Origin of the sequence: Hydrogenophaga electricum (assembly GCF_030160815.1) — a bacterium.
GTDB classification, from domain to species: domain Bacteria; phylum Pseudomonadota; class Gammaproteobacteria; order Burkholderiales; family Burkholderiaceae_C; genus Hydrogenophaga; species Hydrogenophaga electricum.
The window spans coordinates 212,229-235,259 of sequence record NZ_BSPB01000001.1 but is presented as its reverse complement, the minus strand read 5'-3'; the positions used below and the strand labels follow the sequence as shown (position 1 = coordinate 235,259).

The following is a 23,031-nucleotide window of genomic DNA, read 5'->3' as shown; positions in this document are numbered from 1 at the left end:
GGATCCAGTGACCTCCGGCGCCCGCCGCGTGCCACAAACTGACCGCATTCCATGAAGACCATCACCGGCAGCATCGTTGCTCTCGTCACCCCCTTCCTGCCCGACGGCAGTGTCGACTACCCCACCCTGCGCAAGCTGATCGACTGGCACATCGACGAGGGCACCGACTGCATCGGCGTCGTGGGCACCACCGGCGAATCGCCCACGGTCAGCGTGGAAGAACACTGCGAGATCATCCGCGTGGCGGTCGAGCAATCGGCCGGCCGCGTGCCCATCATGGCCGGCTGCGGCGCCAATGCCACCGCCGAAGCCATCGAGCTGGCCAAATTCGCGCGCAGCGTGGGCGCCGACTGCCAGTTGCAGGTCGTGCCCTACTACAACAAGCCGACCCAGGAAGGCCAGTTCCAGCACTTCAAGGCCATTGCCGAAGCCACTGGCGACCTGCCCATCATTCTGTACAACGTGCCCGGCCGCACCGTGGCCGACATGTCCATCGACACCGCCTTGCGCCTGTCGCAGGTGCCCGGCATCGTCGGCATCAAGGAAGCCACCGGCAACATCGAGCGCGCGCAATGGCTGGTGCGTGAAAAGCCCGAAGGTTTTGCGCTCTATTCGGGCGACGATCCCACCGCCGTGGCGCTGATGCTGTGTGGCGGCCAGGGCAACGTGAGCGTGACCGCCAACGTGGCCCCGCGCCTGATGCACGAGCTGTGCGTGGCCGCCATGGCGGGCGATGCGCGCAAGGCCATGGACATCCAGATGCGCCTGATGCCGGTGCACAAGAACCTGTTTGTCGAAGCCAACCCGATTCCGCTGAAGTGGGCCATGGAACGCATGGGTCTGTGTGGCGGTACCATGCGCCTGCCGCTGACACCGATGAGCGCCCACCTGGAACCGGTGGTCGAAGCCGCGCTCAAAGACAGTGGCCTGATCGACTGAGCTGCCCGGCGGCCCGTCGCTCTTTCCCGAACTCACCAACCAGAGCTTTCCATGCGTCTCACCGAATCCCGTCTCCTGCGCAGCCCCTCCCGCCTGGGCACCCTGGCCATGGCCGCCGCGTTGCTCGGTGGCTGCAGCGTGCTGCAGGAAGACAAGATCGACTACAAGTCCGCCCAGCGGGGCAATACGCTGGCGGTGCCGCCCGATCTGACCCAGCTGAGCCGTGACCCGCGCTTCCAGGTGCCGGGCGATGCGGTCAGCGCCAACAGCTACCAGGCTGCGCAGCCGACGGCCGCCCAGGCCACTGCCGGCAACACGGCCGCCGCCAGCCTCGGCGACGTGCGCATCGAACGCGCCGGCACCCAGCGCTGGCTGGTGGTCAACCGCCCGGCCGACCAGCTCTGGGCACCGGTGAAGGAATTCTGGGAAGAAAACGGTTTCCTGCTGCAGCTGGAGCAGCAGAACCTCGGCATCATGGAAACCGACTGGGCCGAGAACCGGGCCAAGATTCCGCAGGACTTCATCCGCTCCACCATCGGCAAGGTGTTTGAAAACCTGTACTCCACGGGCGAGCGCGACCGCTTCCGCACCCGTCTGGAACGCAATGCCAGCGGGGGCACCGAGATCTACATCAGCCACCGTGGCCTGGAAGAGGTCTACACCAGCAGCCAGAAAGAGCAGACCGTGTGGCAGCCGCGCGCGGCCGATCCGGAGCTGGAGGCCGAATTCCTGCGCCGCCTGATGGTCCGGCTCGGCGCCAGCGAGGCCCAGGCCAAAGCCGCCGTGGCGACCGCGCCGTCGACGCCGCCGGCCGCCCGCGTGGTGACGGAAAACGGCGTGCCCACGGTGCAGCTGGAAGGCGATTTCGATCGCGCCTGGCGCCGTGTCGGCCTGTCGCTGGACCGCAGCGGCTTCACCGTGGAAGACCGCGACCGCAGCCAGGGCGTGTACTTCGTGCGCTACATGCCCGCAGGTGCCAACGAGACCGCCAAGCCGGGCTTCTTCAGCCGGCTGTTCAGCGGCACACCCGCTGCCCAGGGCCCGGACCGCTACCGCATCCAGGTGCGCAGCACCGGCAGCACGGCCGCCGTTACCGTGCTGGATGGCCAGGGGCAACCGGCATCGTCGGAAAACGCCCGCCGGATTGCCCAGTTGCTGGCAGACGATCTCAAATAACCCGCGCGGGTATCCGCCGACAAAAAAGCCGCTCAGGGAGCGGCTTTTTTTCTGGGCTCGCAGGCCCGGATTATTTGACGGCGTCCTTGACCGCTTCCACAGCGTCCTTGGTGGCGCCGGCCGCCTTGTCAGCTGCCTCCTTGGTCGCGTCTGCCGCAGCGGCCACGCCATCCTTGGTCGCTTCCACGGCCTGGCCGGCCGCTTCCTTGGTCGCGTCCACGGCCGCCGCAGCGGTGTCCTTGGTCGCTTCGACGGCGGCGGCCGCGTTTTCCTTCACCGCCTCCACCGAAGCGGCTGCGGGCGCCGGCTCTTCCTTCTGGCCGCAGGCCACCAAAGCGGCAGTTGCCAGCAGGCTGGCACACAAAAAAGTGATCTTCATGAGATATCCCTTGGATGAAAAACGCGCTGTTGTCTCGGCCCCTGCGGCGGCAAGACCTGCTTGCCACCGCAGGAGGTCACGCTTCCCGGCGCGCGCGCAACCCGGGACGTGCACGCAATGTACCTCCAGGACGCGGGTTCCCATCCATCGGTAGCCGCTGTTTCTTTTGTTCACACCGCGACGCGGTGCCCACGCCGCGCCACTGTGGGGAATGTCACAGGCCAAGCACCGTCGCCGGGAAAGCCGGACTGCCCTTGAGCCAGAAGGCGTCCAGCCGCTCGCGCAACGCCACCTTGCGTTCGGGAGAGCGACTGGCCACCAGCACCGAGCGCTCCGGGTCGATGCGCTCCAGCGTCCACGCGGGGGTCCAGATCGCGCTGGGCACACCCTCGCCGCTTGCACCCCGGCACGCGCGGGCCTCGACGATGTGCGACCAGGTGGTGCGCCAGCCGACAAAGCGCGGATGCCGCTGACGCAGCGTGTCGAACTCGCGGGCCAGCAGTTGCAGCGTGCGCCCGGTGCGCGACCAGGCGTTCAACGCTTCGACCACCGCACGCTCACCCAGCGGCCAATCGGCAAAGTCGGTATCGCTCAGCAGCAGTTGCTGCCAGCCTTCCGAAGCGGCTGTCTGCAGGGCCTGTCGCACGATCGCGCCAAAGTCTTCGCGGCCCACGATGCGGCCTTCCGGCAAAAGGGGCGGTGACGGGGTGGAATCGGTCGGTGGCATGCCTGCTCCTGCTGCGGGTCCGGACTCGCCATCTGACACGGCAGGGGCAGCGGCGTCAAGCGCCTTGCCGCAACCAGCCGGCTTCGTACCAGTCCTGCAGGATGGCCCGCACCGCCTCGCTCGCACGCAGCACGTCGCCGGCGGCCAGCGAGCGCTGATCGGCCAGTCGCTGCATCAGGCGGGCATCGGCACCGCCAGCGCGAAAGCTCTCGCCGTTGATGAACACGTGGTCGGCGTCATACATCATGCGGGTACGGCGATCCAGCGCCACCGCCCCGGGCCGCCAGTCTCCGGTCGGCTCGTCAAACCAGACCTGAGGTTTCGGCTCGGTCATCGCCTCGCCCAGGGCGCAGGCCAGGGAGCGGCGATCGGCGAGCAGGCGCTGCAGCGCATCGGCGGCATAGGCGTGCAGCGCGTCCGGCACCGCGGCGGGTGTGGGCGTGGCCGCCTGCGCGGGATCGCGGTACAAGGTCTCGTCCTCGAACGCGTCGGCCATGCGCTGGACCAGCTCACCCGCGAGCGACGCGCGCTGCGGCACCCGGAAGCCAATGGAATAGGTCATGCAGTCACCCCCCACGGCAATCCCGTCGTGGGCCCAGCGTGGTGGCAGATAAAGCATGTCGCCCGGCTGCAGCAGATGCTCTTCTTCGGGCACGAAGTGGCTGAGGATCTTCAGTGGCACGTCGGGCTCCAGCGACAAGTCCTTCTGGCGGCCGATGCGCCACAGCCGCTCGCCACTGGCCTGCAGCAGGAACACGTCGTAGCTGTCGAAGTGCGGCCCGACCCCGCCGCCATCACTGGCCCAGGAGATCATCAGGTCGTCCAGCCGCGCGTCGGGTACGAAGCGAAAGCGCTGCATGAGTTCGTGCACCGGGTCGACATGCAGATCCACCCCCTGCACCAGCAGGCTCCAGCGCGGCTGCTTGAAGGGTGGGAAGGCCCCTTTCGCGAAAGGACCGTGGCGCAGTTGCCAGCCCGCGTCGCGGTGCACGATCAGGCGCGACTCCACCGACGGCTGACCCGCCAGCGCAAACAGCGCCGCCCGCGAAAGCAGTGGCTGAAAGCCGGGAATGGCACCGCGCACGAGCAAAGGCTTCTTCTGCCAGTGGCGCCGCATGAACTGTTGGGGAGAAAGGCCGCCCAGCAAAGGGGTGGGCAGCGCCAAGTCGCCGACGAGGCCGGCGCGGGAAAGGGACACAGCTGTCATGGGACAATTGTCCGATGAAAATCACCCCGCAATGTGTCGTTTCACTCACCTGGACGCTCAAGGACACCCTGGGCGAAGAACTGGACGTGCTCGACGAGCCGGTGGAATTCCTCGTCGGCGGCGCCGACCTGCTGGCCCGCATCGAAGAGTCCTTGCAGGGGCATGAGGCCGGCGACGTGCTCGATCTGCACCTCGAACCGGAAAACGCTTTCGGTGACTACGACGACCGGCTGCTCTTTCTGGAGCCGCGCCAGCTGTTTCCTGACAACCTCGAAGAGGGCATGGGCTTCGAAGGCCTGCCCGAAGGCTGCAATCCCGCCGCGCCGCGCGACCGCCTCTACTTCGTGAGCGACATCTATCCCGATCATGTGGTGCTGGACGGCAACCACCCGCTGGCCGGTATTGCCCTGCGCCTGAAACTGAAGGTGCATGCCGTGCGGGAAGCCGATGTGGCCGAAGTGGGCCGTGGCACCCTCGGCGCTGGCTTCTTCCGCGCCCACATCGACCCGCCCGCCGACACGCCCCCGCGCACCCTGCATTGAAAAGAACCCAGGGCCCTCACGGGCTCTGGGTTCTTTTCACCACGGCCTGGCGATTTCAGCCGCGACCGGTCGATCCGTACCCGCCTTCACCGCGCTCTGAGGGAGCGGCAAACTCGTCCACCACGTGGAAACGCGCCTGGACCACGGGCACGACGACCAACTGGGCAATGCGCTCCATCGGCTCGATGGTGAAGGAGGTCGGGCTGCGGTTCCAGGCGCTGACCATCAGCTGGCCCTGGTAGTCGCTGTCGATCAGACCCACGAGATTGCCCAGCACGATGCCGTGCTTGTGACCCAGGCCCGAGCGCGGCAGGATCAGCGCCGCATAACCAGGGTCGGCCAGGTGAATGGCCAGCCCGGTCGGCACCAGTTGCCAGGCATTCGGGGCCAGTGAGAGCGGCGCCTCCAGGCAAGCGCGCAGGTCCAGGCCGGCACTGCCCGGCGTGGCGTAAGACGGCAACTGCCCGGCCAGACGCCGGTCCAGGATCTTCACATCGATCTGCATCAGGGGTTCCAGTCCTTCACTCGGTCTTCTTGAGCGACTCTTCGAGCGCCTTGGTCGGATCTTCGGGTTCCGCTTCCTCGGCAGCAGGCGGGGGCTCCAGCGTGGGAGCCGCGCCGGCCTCGTGGGATTCTTCCTCGCCACCCATTTGCAGATCCTGCATGTTGTTGAGCATGTCCATCACCTGTGCATCATCGACCTTGACCGCCTTGTCAAGATTGCCCAGCACCAGCCCCGGGTTGAACAGGATCACCGACACCATGATGAGCTGCAGGATGATGAACGCGATCGAGCCCTTGTAGATCTGTGACGTGGTCACGGCCGGGATGCGCTCACCGGTCACCTCGTCGGTGTAATCCTCGCGCGCCGCCACGCTGCGCAGGTAGAACAGCGCAAACCCGAACGGCGGTGTGAGGAAGGAGGTCTGCATGTTCATGGCCAGCAGCACCCCGAACCAGATGAGGTTGATGTCCAGGCTTTGGGCCACCGGCACCAGCAGCGGAATCACGATGAACGCGATCTCGAAGAAGTCGATGAACATCCCGAGCACGAACACCAGCAGGTTCACGAAGAGCAGGAAGCCCAGTTGGCCACCCGGCAGCTTGTCGAACAGATGCTCCACCCAGATGTGGCCGTCCGCCGCATTGAAGGTGAAGCTGAACACGGTCGAACCGATCAGGATGAACAGCACGAAGATCGACAGCTTGGTCGTGTTCTCCACCGCTTCCTTGAGCAGCGACACACTGAGCGTGCGGCGGCCGGCAGCCATGATCAGGGCCCCGACGGCGCCCATGGCGCCGCCCTCGGTGGGCGTGGCCACCCCCAGAAAAATCGTGCCCAGCACCAGGAAGATCAGCACCAGCGGCGGGATCAGCACGAAGGTCACCTGCTCGGCCAGTTTGGACAGCAGCCCCAGGCGCAGCAGCCGGTTCACGAGGGCCAGCGCCAGCGCCAGGAACGAGCCCACGGTGATGGACATGATCACCACTTCATCGCCCGCCGGCGGCATCTCCCGGCCGATCATCGGGTTGATGATGGCTTCGTGGTTCATGCCCCAGAACCAGCTCGCGGCGGCGCAGATGGCCAGCAGCACCAGCAGGGACACGTGCCCGGAGGCACCGCTGGATTCGCGATAGATGCGCGCTTCGGGGGGCAGGGCCGGCACCCACTTGGGCCGGAAAATCGCCACCCCGGCGATGAAGAGCAGGTACAGGCCCACCAGCATCAGACCGGGAATCAGCGCCCCCTTGTACATGTCACCGACCGAACGGCCCAGTTGGTCGGCCAGCACGATCAGCACCAGCGAGGGCGGAATGGCCTGGGCCAGCGTGCCCGAGGCGGTGATGGTGCCCGTCGCGATGGTGCGGTTGTAGCCGTAGCGCAGCATGATGGGCAGCGAGATCAGGCCCATGGAGATTACGGCCGCCGCGACCACGCCGGTGGTGGCCGCCAGCAGTGCCCCCACCAGGATCACCGCCACCGCCAGCCCGCCGCGTACCGGCCCGAACACCTGGGCCACCGTGGCCAGCAGGTCCTCGGCCATGCGGCTGCGTTCGAGAATGATGCCCATCAGGGTGAAGAACGGGATCGCCAGCAGCGTCTCGTTCTGCATGATGCCGATCACCCGCAGCGGCAGGGCTTGGAACAGGTTGGACGGGAACAGCCCCACCTCCATGCCGATGAAACCGAAGAAGAGGCCCGTGGCCGCCAGCGCAAAGGCGACCGGGAATCCGGTCAGCAGGAAAAACAGCAGGCCCGCAAACATCAGCGGGACGAACTGGTTGGCAATGAGTTCGGTCATGTCCGTCTCGCTCAGTGGGTGGTCTTGGGTGCCACGGCGGCGTGTTGGTGCTCGGCTTCGGCAATCTGCTTGGCCAGCATTTCGGCTTCACTCGGCCCGGTGTGGTCCAGCGGGTCCGGGCCGGCTCCGGCCAGGAAGGCCAGGCGCTTGATGAGTTCGGAGAGCCCCTGCAGCAGCAGAAAAGCAAAACCCGCCGGAATCAGCAGATACACCGGCCAGCGGATGAGCCCCCCCGCGTTGAGCGACACCTCCCCGGAGGCCCAGGCACGGGCGAACACCGGCCAGCCCTCGATCATCATGAGGATGCACAGCGGGGCAAGGAAGATCACGATCCCCAGCACGTCGATCCAGTTGCGCGTGCGCTGGCTGAACTTGCTGGAAACAAAATCGATGCGGACGTGCGCGTTGCGCAGGAAGGCATAACCGCCCCCGAGCATGAAAACGGCCGCGAACAGGTACCACTGGATCTCCAGCCATGCGTTGGAGCTGGTGCCAAGCACTTTGCGCACCACGGCATTGCCCGCACTGATCAGCGTGGAAGCCAGGATCAGCCACATGGTCAGCTTGCCGACCCAGTGGCTGAAGGCGTCGATGAGCCGAGATAGCTTAAGCAGGAAAGTCATAAAGGTTCCCCTCAGGGACGGGAAAATCGCAAACCCAGCAGTCTACGATGGCCGCGATGTGGGCTGCTGTTCAAAGGCTGACGACCTGCCGTCGGCCACTGCACAAAAAACCCCGCACACGCGGGGTTTGCAGCCAACGGCAGGCGGGACCGCTTACAGCTTGGCCGACTGCATGTAGCGGTCGAACTGGGCATCGGTGAAGCGGAACCAGAGGTTCTGGTCCTTGCGGAAGTTGGAATAGTCCGTGTAGATCTTCTTCCAGTGTGGATTGGAGTCGGTGAGTTCCTTGTACAGGTCCATCGAGTGCTTGAACGCCGAATCCATCACCGCCTTCGGGAACGGCAGCACCTTGGCGCCAGCGGCCACCAGGCGCTTGAGCGCGGCCGGGTTGCGGGCGTCGTACATGGCCTGCATGGTGACGTGGGCGTGCGAAGCCGCGGTTTCGACCATCGCCTTGTACTCGGGCGACAGTGCATTGAAGGCCGCCTTGTTGATGTAGAAGTCGACCTGGGCACCACCTTCCCACCAGCCGGGGTAGTAGTAGTTCTTGGCCACTTTCTGGAAGCCCAGCTTTTCATCGTCGTACGGTCCGATCCACTCGGCCGCGTCGATGGTGCCCTTTTCCAGCGCCTGGTAGATCTCACCGCCGGGAATGCTCTGTGGCACGCCACCCATGCGGGTCAGCACGCTGCCGGCAAAGCCGCCGATGCGCATCTTCAGACCCTTGATGTCGTCCAGGGTCTTGATTTCCTTGCGGTACCAGCCGCCCATCTGGGCACCGGTGTTGCCACCCGGGAAGTTGATGATGCTGTACTGGTCGTAGAACTCGCGGAACAGCTTCAGGCCGTTGCCGTCGTAGTACCAGGCCGTCAGCTGGCGGCTGTTCAGGCCGAAGGGAATGGCCGTGCCCATTGCAAAGGTCGCATCCTTGCCGGCGTAGTAGTACGGGCAGGTATGGCCCGCTTCGACCGTGCCTTGCTGCACAGCGTCCACGACGCCCAGCGCCGGCACGAGTTCACCCGGAGCGTGCACGGTCACGGAGAATTTGCCGCCCGACATTTCGTTGAGCTTCTTGGCGAACACGTCGGCCGCGCCATGAATGGTGTCCAGCGACTTGGGAAAGCTCGAGGTCAGGCGCCAGCGAATGGTGGCCTGGGCTTGCACGGCCGGCGCAACACCGGCGGCGAGCACACCCGCGATACCGGCATGCTTGATGATGGAACGACGATCCATGTGAGTTGACTCCGTAATGGCGTTGGACTTGCTTGCCTGACCGTTGTGCGTTCATCGCGCAACAGCAGACGGGTGACTTGCAACAGTCCGAGGCATTTTAGGGAGCGGGTTCGGGGTCAACTGTCGGGTTTTCCCTCGAAACACACGCCGTCACGGCCAGCCTTCAGGGTTCTGCAAGCTTGGTGAAAGCCCGGCGCAAGCCAACGCAGAAACCTCAACAGGTCATTGAAACCTTCTCACAAGCGCGCTGCTCAGGCCGCTTTCAGATCGTTGGCACCATCGGTCAGCAAGGCACCGAAACGCGCGCGGATCGAACGCTCGATGCCGGCGGCATCCAGCCCCAGATCGGCCAGCAGGCGGCCCGGATCGCCATGTTCCGTGAACACATCCGGCAAACCCAGTGAGAGCACGGGCAGGGACAGGCCTTCGGCTTGCAAGGCTTCCAGCACCGCACTGCCTGCGCCTCCCTGCACGCACCCCTCTTCCACCGTGACCAGGGCTTCGTGGCTCCGGGCGAGCTCGCGCAGCAGGTCGGTATCCAGCGGTTTGGCCCAGCGCATGTTCGCCACGCTCAGCCCCAGGCGCTCACCCACTGCCAGGGCCGGGTGCAGCAACGGACCGAACGCGAGGATGGCCACACGACGCCCCTGGCGCCGGATCTCCCCCTTGCCGTACGGCAAACCTTCAAGACCGGCCGGCACCTGGGCGCCGATGCCCGCCCCGCGTGGGTAACGCACCGCCACCGGGTGGTTTTGCGCGAACGCGGTCGACAGCAGTTGCCGGCATTCGGCCTCGTCGGCCGGACAGGCCATCGCCATGTTCGGAATGCAGCGCACGAAGGCGATGTCGTAGGCGCCGGCGTGGGTCGCCCCGTCAGCGCCCACCAGGCCGGCGCGGTCCAGCGCGAACACCACGGGCAGATTCTGCAAGGCCACGTCGTGGATCAGTTGGTCGTACGCCCGCTGCAAGAAGGTCGAATAAATGGCCACCACCGGCTTCATGCCTTCGCAGGCCAGACCGCCGGCAAAAGTGACGGCATGCTGCTCGGCGATGCCGACATCGAAGTAACGCCCCGGGAAGCGCTGATGGAATTCGACCATGCCCGAGCCTTCGCGCATGGCCGGTGTGATGCCCACCAGACGCGTGTCGGCCTCGGCCATGTCGCACAGCCACTGCCCGAATACCTGGGTGAAGGTGGGCTTGGGCGGTGTGGCAGGCTTGACCAGTCCCACCGCCGGATCGAACTTGCCCGGCCCGTGGTAGGCCACCGGATCGGCTTCGGCCAACTTGTAGCCCTGCCCTTTTTTCGTGACCACATGCAGAAACTGCGGCCCGTTGTCGTTGTCCATCAGATGCCGGATGTTCTCCAGCGTCGGGATCAGCGATTCGAGGTCGTGTCCATCGATGGGACCGATGTAGTTGAAGCCGAATTTTTCGAACAGCGTGGCCGGCACCACCATGCCCTTGGCATGCTCTTCCAGCCGCTTGGCCAGTTCGAACAGCGGCGGCGCCCCCTTGAGCACGGACTTGCCCACATTTTTGGCTGCGGCATAGAACTGCCCGCTCATGAGCTGAGCCAGATAGCGGTTGAGTGCTCCCACCGGCGGCGAGATCGACATGTCGTTGTCGTTGAGGATCACCAGCAGGCGGCCGGTTTCCACACCCGCGTTGTTCAGCGCCTCGAAAGCCATGCCGGCGGTCATGGCACCGTCGCCGATGATGGCCACCGAGCGGCGGCTTTCGCCCTTCATCTTGGCCGCCAGCGCCATTCCCAGCGCGGCCGAGATGCTGGTGGACGAGTGCGCGGTGCCGAAGGTGTCGTATTCACTCTCATCGCGGCGCGGGAAGCCGCTGATGCCGCCCCATTGCCGCAGCGTGTGCATGCGGTCGCGCCGGCCGGTCAGGATCTTGTGCGGGTAGGTCTGGTGCCCCACGTCCCACACCAGCCGGTCTTCCGGCGTGTTGAAAACGTAGTGCAGCGCGACCGTCAGCTCCACCGTGCCCAGGTTGGAACTGAGATGCCCGCCCGTGCGCGACACGCTGTCGAGCAGGTAGGCGCGCAACTCCTGCGCCAGCGGGCCCAGTTGGGTGCGGGGCAGGCGCCGCAGGTCGGTGGGGGATTCGATCGTGGAAAGCAAGGAGCTCATGTGGTTTTCAGGGACGCCAGCGCCCCTCCCTGTTCAGTGCGTGCGCCGACCCACCCAGTCGGCCAGCGCGTGCAGATGGTCGGCCTGCGGCAGGCGGCTCTCGCGCAGCGCGGCGTGGGCTTCACCCAGCACGCGGTCTGCGTAGGCCTGGGCCCCGTCCAGCCCCATCAGCGAAACAAACGTGGGCTTGTCGGCAGCGGCATCCTTGCCTGCCGTTTTTCCCAGCGTGGCGGAGTCGGCGGTCACGTCAAGAATGTCGTCAACGACCTGAAACGCCAGGCCGATGCTTGCGCCATAACGGCGCAGCGCCTCCTGCGTGGGTGCGTCGGCCAGCCCTGTGGAAGCGCCCATGGTGACGCTGGCCTGCAGCAGGGCACCGGTCTTGAGCCGGTGCATGGCCTCCAGGGCCGGTTGGTCCAGCGCCAGGCCCACGCTGGCCAGGTCGATCGCCTGCCCACCGGCCATGCCCTGCCCGCCCGCAGCCCGTGCCAATTGCCGGCACAGCGAGGCCGCCATGGCGGGCGGCAAAGACCCGTCGTCGGGCAACATCAGTTCAAACGCCAGGGCTTGCAGCGCGTCACCGGCCAGAAGGGCCTGCGCCTGGCCATAGCGCACGTGCACGGTGGGCTTGCCCCGGCGCAGCACGTCGTTGTCCATGCAGGGCATGTCGTCGTGCACCAGCGAATAGGCGTGAATGAGCTCCACCGCGCACGCGGCGCGCAAGGCCGCTTCGGGCAACCCACCGACGGCCTCGGCCGCGGCCAGCACCAGCAGCGGACGCAGACGCTTGCCACCATCGAGCACCGCATAGCGCATGGCGTCACCCAGCCCGGCGGGTGCATCGGCACACACCCAGCGGGACAGCGCGGCTTCCACCGCTTGTTGCTGGCGCTCGCGCCAAGCCCCGAAGGTGGGCCAGGACAGGTCATTCATCACGGCACTCACGCAGCATCCCAGGGTTTGAGCTGCCCGTCGTCGAGCACCTTGATCTGGTTCTCCACGGCGTCCAGACGCTCGCGGCAGAACGCCAGCAGTTCGGCCCCCCGCTGGTAACGGCCGAGCAACTGGTCCAGGGGCAATTGCCCGGCGTCCAGATCGGCCACGAGCTGCTCCAGCTCCTGGAGAGCGGCCTCGTAGCTGGCCGCGGGCGGGGCGGCCCGGGAACGCGGTGTTTTGGAAGGAGAGGAAGTGGTCATCGGGAGACGGTTGGGGTCCCGGCGCAGCGCGTCGGCCAGCGCCCCGGCACAGCCGCCAGGCGCGCCGCAAAGTGAAAGATTTTAACTGCTGCCCCTGCGCATCCCGCATCGCAAAAACCCACGCTGCGCCAGGCCTTCAATGGGAGCCCCGGGGTACAATCGCCGGTCTTTTTTTCAACTGACGGGCCTTACAGCCCGGAGGGACGAACCCACCCACCCATCCCGCGCCGATCGTTCACTCGTTAAGCGCTTCACCCTGCCCCTTCATAGGGGGAGTCTTTAGGTCAGGACCGTCATGTCTGATTTGAGTCTTCAATTGCAGCAGGCCGCAAGCCAACTTCCGGTTTCCAGCTACTTCGACGAGGCATTGTTCCGCCAGGAACTTGAAACGATCTTTCAGCGCGGGCCCCGCTATGTGGGGCACTCCAACGCCGTTCCCGAACTGGGCGACTACTTCGCCCTGCCCCAGGAAGATGAAGGCCGTGCGCTCGTGCGCACCGCCCGCGGGGTGGAACTGGTTTCCAACGTGTGCCGCCACCGGCAGGCCGTGATGCTCAAAGGCCGAGGCAACCTCGGCCAGAACGCCAGCGGCCATGCGGGCGGGCACATTGTGTGTCCGCTGCACCGCTGGACCTACAACGGCGGCCAGAGCGCCGGCACCCGGCTTGGCAATCTGCTGGGTGCCCCGCACTTTTCGCAGGACCCCTGCCTGGACCTCAAGCGCTACCCGCTGCGCGAATGGAACGGCCTGCTGTTCGAAGACAACGGCCGCGACATCGCCGCCGATCTGGCGGGCATGGGCCCTGCCGCCACGCTCAATTTCGACGGCATGGTGCTCGGCCACGTCGAGTCTCACATCTGCCACTACAACTGGAAGACCTTCATCGAGGTCTATCTTGAGGACTACCACGTCGAGCCCTTCCACCCGGGTCTGGGCAACTTCGTGACCTGCGACGACCTGAAGTGGGAATTCAAGCCCGAGTTTTCGGTGCAGACTGTGGGCGTGCAGAACCTGCTGGCCCAGTCAGGCAGCCCCGCCTACCAGCGCTGGCACGAGGTGCTGATGAAGTTCCGCAACGGCGAATTGCCGGCGCACGGTGCCATCTGGCTGACCTATTACCCCCACATCATGGTGGAGTGGTATCCGCACGTGCTCACGGTGTCGACACTGCACCCGCTGGCGGTCGACAAGACGCTGAACCTGGTGGAGTTCTATTACCCCGAAGAGATCGTCGCCTTCGAACCGGAGTTCGTGGAGGCGCAACGCGCCGCCTACATGGAGACCTGTATCGAGGACGACGAGATTGCCGAGCGCATGGATGCCGGCCGCAAGGCCTTGCTGGTGCGCGGCGACAACGAGGTCGGGCCGTACCAGAGCCCCATGGAAGACGGCATGCAGCACTTCCATGAGTGGTACCGGGAGAAGATGAGCTTCCCCCCCGCCGCCTGAGGGGCGCCACCTGCGGCCCGGCCAAGCCGGTTCCGCGGTGGCCCAGGCCAGACACCCCGTCATCCACACCGCTTCACCGGACTTTTTCATCATGCAGGCTTTGTGGATGTTGCTGGGCGCATTTTTCTTCGCGTCCATGGCGGTGTGCATCAAATTCGCGTCGCCACACTTCAACAGCTTCGAAATTGTGGCCTACCGCGGGCTGATCGGCATGGTCCTCCTGCTGGGTCTGACCCGCGCCCGGGGCATCTCGCTGCGCACCCGCTATCCGATGATGCACGCGTGGCGCAGCCTGGTGGGCACCATCGCGCTGACCAGTTGGTTCTACGCCATCGCCCACCTGCCGCTGGCCACCGCCGTCACGCTCAACTACATGAGCAGCGTCTGGATCGCCGCCTTCCTGCTCGGTGGCACCATCATCACGCAAGGTTTCGGCATGCCGGTACGCCGCCAGTCTCCGCTGTTCCTGGCGGTGATCGCCGGCTTCATCGGTGTCGCCATGATGCTGCGCCCCACGCTGGGCCCCGATCAGTTTCTGGGCGCCCTCGTCGGGCTGTTCTCGGGACTCTTCTCCGCACTCGCCTACCTGCAGGTGGCTGCACTGGCCCGGGCCGGCGAACCGGAGAGCCGCACCGTCTTCTATTTTTCGGTGGCGTCGGTGATCGCCGGCCTGCTGGGCACGGCGGTGGCCGGCATCTCGCCCCTGACCTGGCCGGCTGCGCTGTGGTTGCTGCCGATCGGCCTCCTGGCCGTCTTCGGCCAGCTCTGCATGACACGGGCCTACACCCGCGGCTCGACCATGGTCGTGGCCAACCTGCAGTACTCGGGCATCGTATTCGGCGGCATTTACGGCCTGACGCTGTTCGGCGACCGACTGCCCCTGATCGGCTGGCTCGGCATGGCGCTGATCATCGTCAGCGGCATTGCCGCCACGGCCCTGCGCGAGCGCGCTGTGCCCAATGCACCGGCCGAAGAGCATTGACCTGAAGCGGCCCTGAGCCCCGCCCAGGCGGGTGATGGCCGCCTGCCCGCGACTGCGACAGAATGCAGCCATGTACCAGACCCTCATCACCCCTGCCCAACTGCAGCAGCTCATTGCCAGCGGCGAACCGCTGCGCCTGTTCGACTGCAGCTTCGAACTGACCGATCCCGACGCCGGCCACCATCAGTTTCTGACGCAACACATCCCGGGTGCCACCCACGCGCACCTGAACGAGATGCTGAGCGAGATGCATGGCCGCGATACCGCCAGCGGTGGTCGGCACCCGCTGCCTGCGCGCGAAGCCTTTGCGAACCGTCTCGGCGCCGCCGGCGTGCGACCCGACATGCAGGTGGTGGTTTACGACCGCCAGGGTGCCAACTACTGCGGACGCCTGTGGTGGATGCTCCGCTGGTGCGGGCATACGGCCGTGGCGGTGCTCGACGGCGGTTTGCAGGCCTGGGTTGCGCAAGGCTTAGCCACCCGCAGCGGCCCGGCAGACCCTGTAGCCCCCGCCAGCCAACCCTACGGGCTGCGCGCACCGCTGGTCCCGATGGTCACCACCAGCGAACTGATGGCCCGGCTGGGCCGCGCCGACACGACCGTGCTGGATGCCCGGGGCGCGCCGCGCTTCCGTGGCGAAACCGAGCCGCTGGACCCGGTGGCCGGCCACATCCCCGGCGCCCTCAACCGGCCGTTCCCGAGCAACCTGGGCCCGGATGGCCGTTTCAAACCGGCCGAGGTCCTGCGCGCGGAATTTCTTGCCCTGCTGGGTGCCCGCGCACCGGAAACGGTGGTTCACCACTGCGGCAGCGGCGTCAGCGCCATCCCGAACGTGTTGGCCATGGCGGTGGCGGGCCTGGGTACCGGCAGCCTGTACGCGGGCAGTTGGAGCGAGTGGTGCACCACCCCCGGCGCCCCCTGTGCCAGCAGCCAGGCTCAACCCCCTGCCGCATCCGCCGATACTCCTCTCAAGCACTGAGACGGCGGCGCCCGGCTTGCCTTTCCGTTCACTGGCGCGCAACTTGAAATTATTCCCCCGCACTCCGGCCGTTCCCGCGCGCCATCTGCACGCCGACACCGAGCGCCTGATCGCCCTCGTGGTGGGAGTGTTCAGCTCGGCACTGGTCCCCCTTCTGTACGCGCAAAAACCGATCGATGCCGCCGCTCCGGGGCTCATCGCAGTGTTGGCCTGGGCCTGTGTGGCCCTGCTGCATCTGGGCTACCGGCGCTATGTCGTTCACGTGCTCGTCTTCGGCACACAACTGGCCGCCATGCTGGACGCCGTGGCTTACGGCTCACTGCGTTCGGCCTCGACCAGCGCCATGGTGGCCGCTGTGGCCGGAGCCGGCATCTTTCTCAGTCGACGGGCCCTGGTCGCGGCCGTGTGTTTCGCGCTCGGGGCCATGGCGCTGCTCACGCTGGCCGAATGGCACGGCCACATCCGCGTCGAGTCGCTCACCATCACCCTCAACACCTTGCTCACACACGGGGCAACCACCATGGTCGTCGCCCTGGTGGTCTTCTACGCGCGGCGCCAGAACGACCAGGCGCTGCACCGGCTGAGCACCGAGCTGGAAGCGCGTCGGGCGAGCGAACGCCAGCGCGATCGCAGCATGAGCCGGTTTGCCCGCATCTTCCGCAACAGCCCGAGCCCGCTGGTGGCCCAATCGGCCCGGACTGGCCGCATTCTCGACGTCAACCCGGCCTTCGAACGCCATTTCGGCTACAAGCGGTCACAAGTGCTGGGGCATGACGACGCCTTCCTGTGGGCAGAACCGGAACACCGCGAAGCCTACCTCCACCGCCTCTGGCACGAGCGCCGCACCGAGAAAGTGGCCGTGCACTGCCGACGAGCCGATGGCAGCACCTTTGAAGCCGTGATTTCCTCTGAGTTGGGTGACGCCCGCAGCGACCAGCTCATCATCACCACGGTCGACGACGTGACCGCGCAGAACGCGGCGATGGAACAGTTGCGCCGCTCCGAAGAACGCTTTTCCAAGGCCTTCAACTTCAGCCCGCTGAACATGACCGTCACCCGCCTGTCGGACGGTCAGTTCATCGAAGTCAACCGGGCCGAAGACAAAGTCCAGGGCCGACCGCGAGACGAACTGCTGGGCAAGACCTCCGTGGAAATGGGCGTGTGGCCCTCGCCCGAAGACCGCGCCGCCTTTGTGGCCCGGCTGCGGCGGGACGGTCACGTACACGGCTACGAAACGCGCATGCGGCACAAAGACGGCCGGCTGGTCGATTCGCGCCTGTGGGCGGAAATCATCGACATCGACGGCGAACCCTGCGTGCTTTCCTGCACCGTCAACGTCAGCGAAGAAAAGCGGCGCGAAGCGCTGCTGAGCGAGCTGGCGCGCGGCATGGCCGGCCACACCGGTGAAGCCCTGTTCGACAGCCTGACACGCCACATGGCCCAAGCGCTGGGCGCCGACATGGCCGGCCTGGCGGAAACGACCGACGACCAATGGATGCGTACCCTGGCCGTCTACGCCGACGGCGCGCGGGCCCCGGACTACAGCTACCTGCTGGCCGGGACCCCCTGCGAACAGGCCATGCGCCACCCCTCCCTGTGCATCTTCGCCCGCGACGTGGACCTGCTGTTCCCCAACGACGCCGAGCTCAAAGGCCACGGCTTCAAGGCCTATGTGGGCCAGGGCCTGTTCGACGAAGACGGCCAGCCCATCGGCATCCTGCACGCCCTGTGGAAAGCCCCCATGGCGCTGGACACCCAGCGTCAGACGCTGATGTCCATCTTTGCCGGCCGGGCCACCGCGGAGTTGCTGCGGGCCCGCCGTGAACGCGAAGTCCGCCAGCTCAACGCCACGCTCGAACAGCGGGTGCTCGAGCGCACGGCAGAACTGCAGAAGCTCAACGACGAACTCGACTCCTTCGCCTATTCCGTCTCGCACGACCTGAAGTCGCCGCTGCGGGCCATCGACGGCTTCACCCGCGTGCTCAACGACCTGCTGGACGAAAAGGCCACGCCTGAAGAGCGCCAGTTGCTCGATCGCGTGCTCGGAGCCACCCAGCGCATGGGCATGCTGATCGCCGACCTGCTGGCCCTGGCACGCATCAGCCAGGGCGCGCTGGAGCGCCAACCGGTGGACATGAGCGCCATGGCCCAGGAGGTGCTGGAGCATGAACAGGAACGGCAACCCCAACGCATGCTCCAGTGGCGGATCGCCCCGGGCCTGCAGGCGCACTGCGATCCGCGCCTGATACGCATTGCCCTCGAAAACCTGCTCGGCAACGCGGTGAAGTACACCCGGGACCAGCCGCAACCGCTGATCGAATTCCACAGCGAGCTTCCCGCCGACGGGGGTGCGCCGGTTTTTGTGGTGCGCGACAACGGCACCGGATTCAACATGGCGTATGCCGACAAACTTTTCAAACCGTTCCAGCGCCTGCACAGGCCCGGCAGCGGCTTTGAGGGCACCGGCATCGGCCTGGCCACCGTGCGCCGTGCGGTCGAGCGCCATGGCGGCACCATCAGTGCCTGCGCCGAACCGGGCCGGGGTGCCGAATTCCGGTTCACGCTGAGCGCGCCCGACACCCCCGGCCCGGAGACGGCGCCATGACCTTGCCAGCGGACGATGGCGCCCCGCTGACCGCCGCGCAGCCACCCGGCATCCGGCAGTATCAGGAGCGGTCGCTGTTCGTGCTGCTGCTGGGCATCGCGCTGTCGAGCCCGCTGGTCACCGGCAGCGTTTTCGCCCGTGAAGGTCTGACGCCGCTGTCGCTGGTGGCCATGGCGCTCACCGCTGCCGTCTGGCTGCTCCTGGGGCTCTATCACTACGGCCAGCGCCAGCGCGTGGCCAACCTGCTGGTCTATGTGCTGGTGCTGGCCTCGGGCGCGGCCATCGCCGCCCAGGGCTCGGTGCGCAGCTCGGCCTCACTGGTGATGCTGGCCGCGGTCGTCGGCGCCGGCACCTTCCTGCCACGGCGCAGCATGCTGTTGTGCGCTGCGCTGGCCATCGCCCTGCTGGGCGCCCTCAACCTGATGGAAAACCGGGGCCTGCTGCCGGTGACGGATATGGACACCGGGTGGGCGGTCTGGGTCACGCAGGCGGCGGTGCTGCTGAGCCTGCTCGTGGCCGTGAGTTTCGGACGCCGCCGCATGATCCACGCGTTCCAGGCCCAGAACCGGGCCCTCGAAGAAGTCATCCGGACGCAGGACGAATTGAAGGCCAGCCAGGCGCACCTGCAGGCGCTGTTCCGCAACAACCCGGCGGCCTGTGCGGTCCAGGTGCTGGCCTCTCGCACTCTGGTGGAAGCCAACGAGGCCTTCATCCAGATGTTCGGCTACCCGCGCAGCGAACTGCTGCACCAGACCCCACCGACGCTGTGGCATCACCCGCCAGACCGGCAGGCCTTTCGGGCGGCGCTGCACGCCAGCGGACGGGTGCGAGGCATGCAGGCACAAGGCCGGCGCAAAGACGGCACCCTGTTCGACGCCAAAGTGCATGCCGAGGTGGTGCGTCCGGGCGACGAGGACCTCGTCATGGTGATGGTGATCGACGTGACGGCCGAAGTGGCCTCGCGGCGCGAACTCGAACAATCCCGTGACCGCTTCTCCAAAGCCTTCAATTTCAGCCCCCTGGGGATGACGATCACGCGCCTGTCGGACGGCCAGTTCGTCGAGGTCAACCCGGCCAACGAGCGGGTGCTGGGCTGGACCCAGGCCGACTTTGCGGGCCGCAATGCGCTGGAGGCCGGCGTGTGGCCATCGCGCGAAGACCGTGACCGCTACGTGGCCCAGTTGCTGCACGACGGGCGGCTGGCCGGCTACGAGACCCGCATGCGCACCAAGGCGGGCGAGGTGGTCGACGTAAAGGTCTGGGCGGAAAAGATCGAGCTCGATGGCGAACCCTGCATCCTCTCCTTCACCCTCAACGTGGCCGAAGAAAAGCGCCGCGAAGCCATCCTGCTCAACGTGGCCCAGGGGGTCTCGGAAGAAGTGGGGGAAGCCTTTTTCCGGTCGTTGGTGGAGCACCTGGCCCGCGCCATCGGTGCCGACGGCGTGATGGTCGGCGAAGTCGGCGAGCACCGCCGGCTGCGCACCCTGGCCACGATCTGGCAAGGCCAACTGCTGCCGCCGCAGGAGCACCCGCTGCACTTCACGCTGTGCGAGCAGACCCTGCAACAGCACCGGCTCCTGCAGCACGAAATCCCCGAGCCCGGCCCGATGCCGCTGGTCGCCCCGTTCCGCCACGCCCCCCTGCGCGCGTTCGCGGGCATGCCCCTGCGGGATGACGACGGCGCACCGGTCGGCCTGCTGATGGCGGTCTGGCGCGACCGTCCACCGCGCCAGCACGACCTGCCCTCCCTGCTGACCATCTTCGGCAGCCGTTGCACCGCCGAGCTGCAGCGGCTGCGGCGTGACCGCGAAATCGCGTCCCTGCACGGAACGCTGGAGCAGCGCGTGGCCGAACGAACCGCGCAGTTGCATTACCTCAATCGCGAGCTCGACGCCTTCGCCTACACTGTCTCGCACGATCTGAAGTCACCCCTGCGCGCGATCGACGGCTTCATGCACCTGCTGCAGGAACAGCTCGATGACCGCCTGCAGCCGGACGACCGCGACCTCATGCAGCGGGTGCAGGATTCCGTGACCCGCATGGGCAGCCTGATCACCGATCTGCTGTCGCTGGCCCGGGTCAGCCAGGGGCAGCTCCAGCGCATGGACACCGACCTCACAGACCTGGCCGAAAGCGTGATCCGCCGCGAGCGCGATCGCGACCCCACCCGCGAGGTGCGCATCTGCATCGCCCCAGGCCTGCGTGCCAACTGCGACCCCCGCATGGCGCAGATCGTGCTGGAAAACCTGCTGGGCAACGCCTGGAAATACTCGCGCCAGCAGCCTGATGCCATGATCGAGCTCGGTCTGCTGGCAGCCACGCCAGACGCGGTCGACACCGCCGTGCCGCAGTTCTACATCCGCGACAACGGCGCCGGCTTCGACATGTCGCGTGCCGACCGCCTGTTCAAGCCCTTCACCCGCCTGCACTCACCACAGGAGTTCGAGGGCACGGGCATCGGGCTGGCCACAGTGCGCCGCATCATCGAGCGGCACGGCGGTGAAATCCAGGCCCAGGGCGCCGTCGGCGCCGGTGCCACCTTCCGGTTTTCCTTCGGCCGGCCTGGCATTGACGGCTGAAGGCGCCGCAAGGGCGCATCCGGCAGGCCAGGTGCTTCAGTGCGCGTGGTGGGCGAAGCGGCTTACCAAAGTCACCAGCCCGATGCCGGCCACCAGCCACAGCACCTGGGCCACCGTCTGCCCCAGGCTCAGGCGTTTTTGCAGTTGCGGGATCAGGTCGGCCAGTGCAACGTAGATGAAGCTGCTCGACGCAGCCACCAGAAAGTACGGCAGCCAGTCGGCAAACTGCGACAGCAGAAAGTACCCCGTGACCCCACCCAACGCCGTCACGGTGCCGGCCAGCGACACCTTGAGCAAGGCCGCGCGCTGCGTACCCGAGGTCGCACGCAGGACCGCCAGGTCGCCCATGTGGTGCGGCACCTCGTGCGCCAGCACCGCCAGCGCCGCCACCACGCCCAGCCGCATGTCCGCCAGGAACGCCGAGGCGATCAGGATGCCGTCGCCGAAGGCGTGCACGCTGTCGCCGGCCAGCACCGTCCAGCCGCCAGAGCGCAGGCCCCCTTCGGCCGCTGCGTGGTGGTGATGTCCCGCGTGATGGTGGTGGTGACCCGCGGCGGGATGGTGATGGTCATGACCACCGTGCCCGGCATCTGCCGCCATCCCGGCCTGGCCGTGCTCATGGCCGTGGTGCCAGAGTTCGGCCTTGTCCAGCAAGAAGAAAAACACCAACCCTGCCAGCAACAGCGCGAACAGCTCGTGCGCACCCGCCGCGCTCTCGAACGCCTCGGGCAGCAGGTGCATGAATGCCGTGGCCATCAAGGCCCCCGCCGCCAGGCTGAGCATGTGCTGGGTGAAGCGCGCCAGCATCGCGAACCCCAGCACCGCCGCCAGCCACACACTGCCAACGCCGGCGGCCACCGTGCCCAGCAGGATCGCAAACAGGGTCATCTTGTTGTTTCCATCCACAAAAAAAGGGCCGCTCCCGCGGCCCTGTGACAGAGAGGTTCCGGCCCGGTTCAGGCCACGCCGTGCTGCTGGAACCAGGCCAGTGCACGCTTCCAGCCGTCTTCGGCGGCAGCCTGTCGGTAGCTCGGCCGGTAGTCCGCGTGGAAGGCATGGGGCGCCTCGGGGTACACCACAAAGGTCGACGCCTTGGCCGCCGCATTGCCGGCCGCCAGCGCAGCCTTCATCTTATCAACGGAGTCCAGCGGAATGCCGGTGTCGGCCTCGCCGTAGAGGCCCAGCACCGGGCCATGGAGCTGCGCCGCCACGTCGATGGGGTTGCGCGGCGTCAGGTCGTTCTGTGCCCCCACCAGGCGGCCATACCAGGCCACGCCGGCCTTCACCGCCGGGTTGTGGGCCGCGTACAGCCACGTCTGACGCCCCCCCCAGCAGAAGCCCGTCACACCCAGCTTCCGGGTGTCGCCGCCATGGGCCGCCGCCCATTTCACGGTGGCGTCCAGATCGCCGAGCACCTGCGCGTCGGGCACCTTGGAGATCACCTCGGCGATGAGCTTGGCCATCTCGCCATACCCCTGCGCGTCGCCCTGGCGCACGAACAGCTCCGGCGCAATGGCCAGATAGCCGGCCCGGGCGAAACGGCGCGCGGTGTCGGCGATGTATTCGTGCACCCCGAAGATCTCGGACAACACCAGCACCACCGGCAACCCGGTCTTGCCCGCCGGCGCGGCGCGGTAGGCCGGCATGGAAAAGCCGTTCACGTCGATCATCACCTCGCCGACCGTGAGGCCGTCGGCCGGGGTCTTGATCGCCGTCTGCGCCAGCGTCGGCAACGTGGAGGCCGCATAACCCACGCCCAGCGCGGCCTTGAGCGCGGTGCGGCGGGTGGGACCGGCCTCGGTCGACTGGCCGGGCAGCAGAGCGGAAAGGTCCTGAGTCTGCGATTCGTTGAGCATGGTGGTCATCTCCTGTTTGGGGGTGGGAAAGCTGTGGTGATCCAATTTGAAACCTGAAAGTTCACCCACGCAGACGATGAACGAAATGGTTGTGCTTATTCTTGGTGA

General features: G+C 66.6%; 20 protein-coding genes. 8 read left to right on the top strand and 12 right to left on the bottom strand.

The features are described from left to right. The first annotated feature begins 51 nt into the window (after nucleotides 1-51). Together dapA and bamC are read left to right on the top strand one after the other, a co-directional pair. Nucleotides 52-939, top strand: a complete 888-nt coding sequence (gene dapA / locus QQK43_RS01075; protein WP_234263153.1) for a 4-hydroxy-tetrahydrodipicolinate synthase — start codon at nucleotides 52-54, stop codon at nucleotides 937-939. A gap of 51 nt (nucleotides 940-990) precedes the next feature. Beyond that, entirely contained in the window at nucleotides 991-2,115 is a 1,125-nt protein-coding gene (gene bamC, locus QQK43_RS01070) for an NlpB/DapX family lipoprotein (protein ID WP_370465184.1), read from the top strand. A gap of 70 nt (nucleotides 2,116-2,185) precedes the next feature. Here the strand turns inward: bamC and QQK43_RS01065 are convergent, their stop codons facing one another. The 3 genes from QQK43_RS01065 to QQK43_RS01055 all read right to left on the bottom strand — a co-directional run bounded on the left by QQK43_RS01065 (nucleotide 2,186) and on the right by QQK43_RS01055 (nucleotide 4,428). Then, complete coding sequence (locus QQK43_RS01065) at nucleotides 2,186-2,494, bottom strand: hypothetical protein (RefSeq protein WP_234263154.1); 309 nt, start codon at nucleotides 2,492-2,494, stop codon at nucleotides 2,186-2,188. A gap of 214 nt (nucleotides 2,495-2,708) precedes the next feature. After that, on the bottom strand, nucleotides 2,709-3,221 hold the full coding sequence (locus tag QQK43_RS01060; RefSeq protein ID WP_284306267.1) for a hypothetical protein: 513 nt from the start codon (nucleotides 3,219-3,221) through the stop codon (nucleotides 2,709-2,711). A gap of 55 nt (nucleotides 3,222-3,276) precedes the next feature. After that, nucleotides 3,277-4,428: a JmjC domain-containing protein gene (locus QQK43_RS01055; protein ID WP_284306266.1), complete on the bottom strand. Its 1,152-nt coding sequence runs from the start codon at nucleotides 4,426-4,428 to the stop codon at nucleotides 3,277-3,279. Nucleotides 4,429-4,442: 14 nt separating this feature from the next. Here QQK43_RS01055 and QQK43_RS01050 point away from each other — a divergent pair, with 14 nt between their 5' ends. Continuing rightward, entirely contained in the window at nucleotides 4,443-4,970 is a 528-nt protein-coding gene (locus tag QQK43_RS01050; protein ID WP_284306265.1) for an FKBP-type peptidyl-prolyl cis-trans isomerase, read from the top strand. Between the two features lie 55 nt (nucleotides 4,971-5,025). Here the strand turns inward: QQK43_RS01050 and dut are convergent, their stop codons facing one another. The 7 genes from dut to xseB form a co-directional block, all read right to left on the bottom strand. Continuing rightward, nucleotides 5,026-5,475, bottom strand: a complete 450-nt coding sequence (gene dut, locus QQK43_RS01045; RefSeq protein ID WP_284306264.1) for a dUTP diphosphatase — start codon at nucleotides 5,473-5,475, stop codon at nucleotides 5,026-5,028. Nucleotides 5,476-5,491: 16 nt separating this feature from the next. Beyond that, complete coding sequence (locus tag QQK43_RS01040) at nucleotides 5,492-7,273, bottom strand: TRAP transporter large permease (RefSeq protein ID WP_284306263.1); 1,782 nt, start codon at nucleotides 7,271-7,273, stop codon at nucleotides 5,492-5,494. 11 nt (nucleotides 7,274-7,284) lie between these two features. Further along, on the bottom strand, nucleotides 7,285-7,896 hold the full coding sequence (locus QQK43_RS01035; protein ID WP_284306262.1) for a TRAP transporter small permease subunit: 612 nt from the start codon (nucleotides 7,894-7,896) through the stop codon (nucleotides 7,285-7,287). A 153-nt stretch (nucleotides 7,897-8,049) separates the two neighbouring features. Further along, entirely contained in the window at nucleotides 8,050-9,129 is a 1,080-nt protein-coding gene (locus QQK43_RS01030) for a TRAP transporter substrate-binding protein (protein ID WP_234263163.1), read from the bottom strand. A gap of 251 nt (nucleotides 9,130-9,380) precedes the next feature. Beyond that, nucleotides 9,381-11,276, bottom strand: coding sequence for a 1-deoxy-D-xylulose-5-phosphate synthase (dxs, locus tag QQK43_RS01025; protein WP_284306260.1), 1,896 nt, complete (start codon nucleotides 11,274-11,276; stop codon nucleotides 9,381-9,383). A gap of 33 nt (nucleotides 11,277-11,309) precedes the next feature. Further along, a complete protein-coding gene (locus QQK43_RS01020; protein ID WP_234263165.1) occupies nucleotides 11,310-12,209 on the bottom strand; it encodes a polyprenyl synthetase family protein in 900 nt (299 codons plus the stop codon). Nucleotides 12,210-12,217: 8 nt separating this feature from the next. Beyond that, nucleotides 12,218-12,472 (bottom strand): exodeoxyribonuclease VII small subunit, encoded by a 255-nt coding sequence (xseB, locus tag QQK43_RS01015; RefSeq protein WP_234263168.1) that lies wholly within the window; start codon nucleotides 12,470-12,472, stop codon nucleotides 12,218-12,220. A 295-nt stretch (nucleotides 12,473-12,767) separates the two neighbouring features. On the opposite strand from xseB, the gene QQK43_RS01010 reads away from it, so the two are divergent. The 5 genes from QQK43_RS01010 (at nucleotide 12,768) to QQK43_RS00990 (ending at nucleotide 21,067) form a co-directional block, all read left to right on the top strand. Beyond that, nucleotides 12,768-13,922, top strand: a complete 1,155-nt coding sequence (locus QQK43_RS01010; protein ID WP_234263170.1) for an aromatic ring-hydroxylating oxygenase subunit alpha — start codon at nucleotides 12,768-12,770, stop codon at nucleotides 13,920-13,922. A 91-nt stretch (nucleotides 13,923-14,013) separates the two neighbouring features. Further along, complete coding sequence (locus QQK43_RS01005; RefSeq protein ID WP_234263171.1) at nucleotides 14,014-14,904, top strand: DMT family transporter; 891 nt, start codon at nucleotides 14,014-14,016, stop codon at nucleotides 14,902-14,904. A 70-nt stretch (nucleotides 14,905-14,974) separates the two neighbouring features. Beyond that, nucleotides 14,975-15,883 (top strand): sulfurtransferase, encoded by a 909-nt coding sequence (locus tag QQK43_RS01000; RefSeq protein ID WP_234263173.1) that lies wholly within the window; start codon nucleotides 14,975-14,977, stop codon nucleotides 15,881-15,883. 43 nt (nucleotides 15,884-15,926) lie between these two features. Continuing rightward, nucleotides 15,927-18,488, top strand: a complete 2,562-nt coding sequence (locus tag QQK43_RS00995; RefSeq protein WP_284306258.1) for a PAS domain-containing sensor histidine kinase — start codon at nucleotides 15,927-15,929, stop codon at nucleotides 18,486-18,488. Continuing rightward, on the top strand, nucleotides 18,485-21,067 hold the full coding sequence (locus tag QQK43_RS00990) for a PAS domain-containing sensor histidine kinase (RefSeq protein ID WP_284306257.1): 2,583 nt from the start codon (nucleotides 18,485-18,487) through the stop codon (nucleotides 21,065-21,067). The genes QQK43_RS00995 and QQK43_RS00990 overlap by 4 nt, the downstream gene beginning before the upstream one ends. A 36-nt stretch (nucleotides 21,068-21,103) precedes the next feature. Here the strand turns inward: QQK43_RS00990 and QQK43_RS00985 are convergent, their stop codons facing one another. Next, complete coding sequence (locus QQK43_RS00985) at nucleotides 21,104-21,955, bottom strand: ZIP family metal transporter (RefSeq protein ID WP_284306256.1); 852 nt, start codon at nucleotides 21,953-21,955, stop codon at nucleotides 21,104-21,106. Nucleotides 21,956-22,023: 68 nt separating this feature from the next. Then, on the bottom strand, nucleotides 22,024-22,923 hold the full coding sequence (locus QQK43_RS00980) for a dienelactone hydrolase family protein (RefSeq protein ID WP_284306316.1): 900 nt from the start codon (nucleotides 22,921-22,923) through the stop codon (nucleotides 22,024-22,026). Nucleotides 22,924-23,031 lie beyond the last annotated feature (108 nt).

Excerpts from the sequence above, each read along its gene's own strand:
- QQK43_RS01020 (WP_234263165.1), bottom strand. The coding sequence starts at position 12,209 with ATGAATGACCTGTCCTGGCCCACCTTCGGGGCTTGGCGCGAGCGCCAG.
- QQK43_RS01055 (WP_284306266.1), bottom strand. The coding sequence starts at position 4,428 with ATGACAGCTGTGTCCCTTTCCCGCGCCGGCCTCGTCGGCGACTTGGCG.
- QQK43_RS00990 (WP_284306257.1), top strand. The coding sequence starts at position 18,485 with ATGACCTTGCCAGCGGACGATGGCGCCCCGCTGACCGCCGCGCAGCCA.
- dut (WP_284306264.1), bottom strand. The coding sequence starts at position 5,475 with ATGCAGATCGATGTGAAGATCCTGGACCGGCGTCTGGCCGGGCAGTTG.
- xseB (WP_234263168.1), bottom strand. The coding sequence starts at position 12,472 with ATGACCACTTCCTCTCCTTCCAAAACACCGCGTTCCCGGGCCGCCCCG.
- QQK43_RS01030 (WP_234263163.1), bottom strand. The coding sequence starts at position 9,129 with ATGGATCGTCGTTCCATCATCAAGCATGCCGGTATCGCGGGTGTGCTC.
- dxs (WP_284306260.1), bottom strand. The coding sequence starts at position 11,276 with ATGAGCTCCTTGCTTTCCACGATCGAATCCCCCACCGACCTGCGGCGC.
- QQK43_RS01000 (WP_234263173.1), top strand. The coding sequence starts at position 14,975 with ATGTACCAGACCCTCATCACCCCTGCCCAACTGCAGCAGCTCATTGCC.
- QQK43_RS00980 (WP_284306316.1), bottom strand. The coding sequence starts at position 22,923 with ATGCTCAACGAATCGCAGACTCAGGACCTTTCCGCTCTGCTGCCCGGC.
- QQK43_RS01050 (WP_284306265.1), top strand. The coding sequence starts at position 4,443 with ATGAAAATCACCCCGCAATGTGTCGTTTCACTCACCTGGACGCTCAAG.
- QQK43_RS01060 (WP_284306267.1), bottom strand. The coding sequence starts at position 3,221 with ATGCCACCGACCGATTCCACCCCGTCACCGCCCCTTTTGCCGGAAGGC.
- QQK43_RS01040 (WP_284306263.1), bottom strand. The coding sequence starts at position 7,273 with ATGACCGAACTCATTGCCAACCAGTTCGTCCCGCTGATGTTTGCGGGC.
- dapA (WP_234263153.1), top strand. The coding sequence starts at position 52 with ATGAAGACCATCACCGGCAGCATCGTTGCTCTCGTCACCCCCTTCCTG.
- QQK43_RS01010 (WP_234263170.1), top strand. The coding sequence starts at position 12,768 with ATGTCTGATTTGAGTCTTCAATTGCAGCAGGCCGCAAGCCAACTTCCG.
- QQK43_RS01065 (WP_234263154.1), bottom strand. The coding sequence starts at position 2,494 with ATGAAGATCACTTTTTTGTGTGCCAGCCTGCTGGCAACTGCCGCTTTG.
- QQK43_RS01005 (WP_234263171.1), top strand. The coding sequence starts at position 14,014 with ATGCAGGCTTTGTGGATGTTGCTGGGCGCATTTTTCTTCGCGTCCATG.
- QQK43_RS01035 (WP_284306262.1), bottom strand. The coding sequence starts at position 7,896 with ATGACTTTCCTGCTTAAGCTATCTCGGCTCATCGACGCCTTCAGCCAC.
- QQK43_RS00985 (WP_284306256.1), bottom strand. The coding sequence starts at position 21,955 with ATGACCCTGTTTGCGATCCTGCTGGGCACGGTGGCCGCCGGCGTTGGC.
- bamC (WP_370465184.1), top strand. The coding sequence starts at position 991 with ATGCGTCTCACCGAATCCCGTCTCCTGCGCAGCCCCTCCCGCCTGGGC.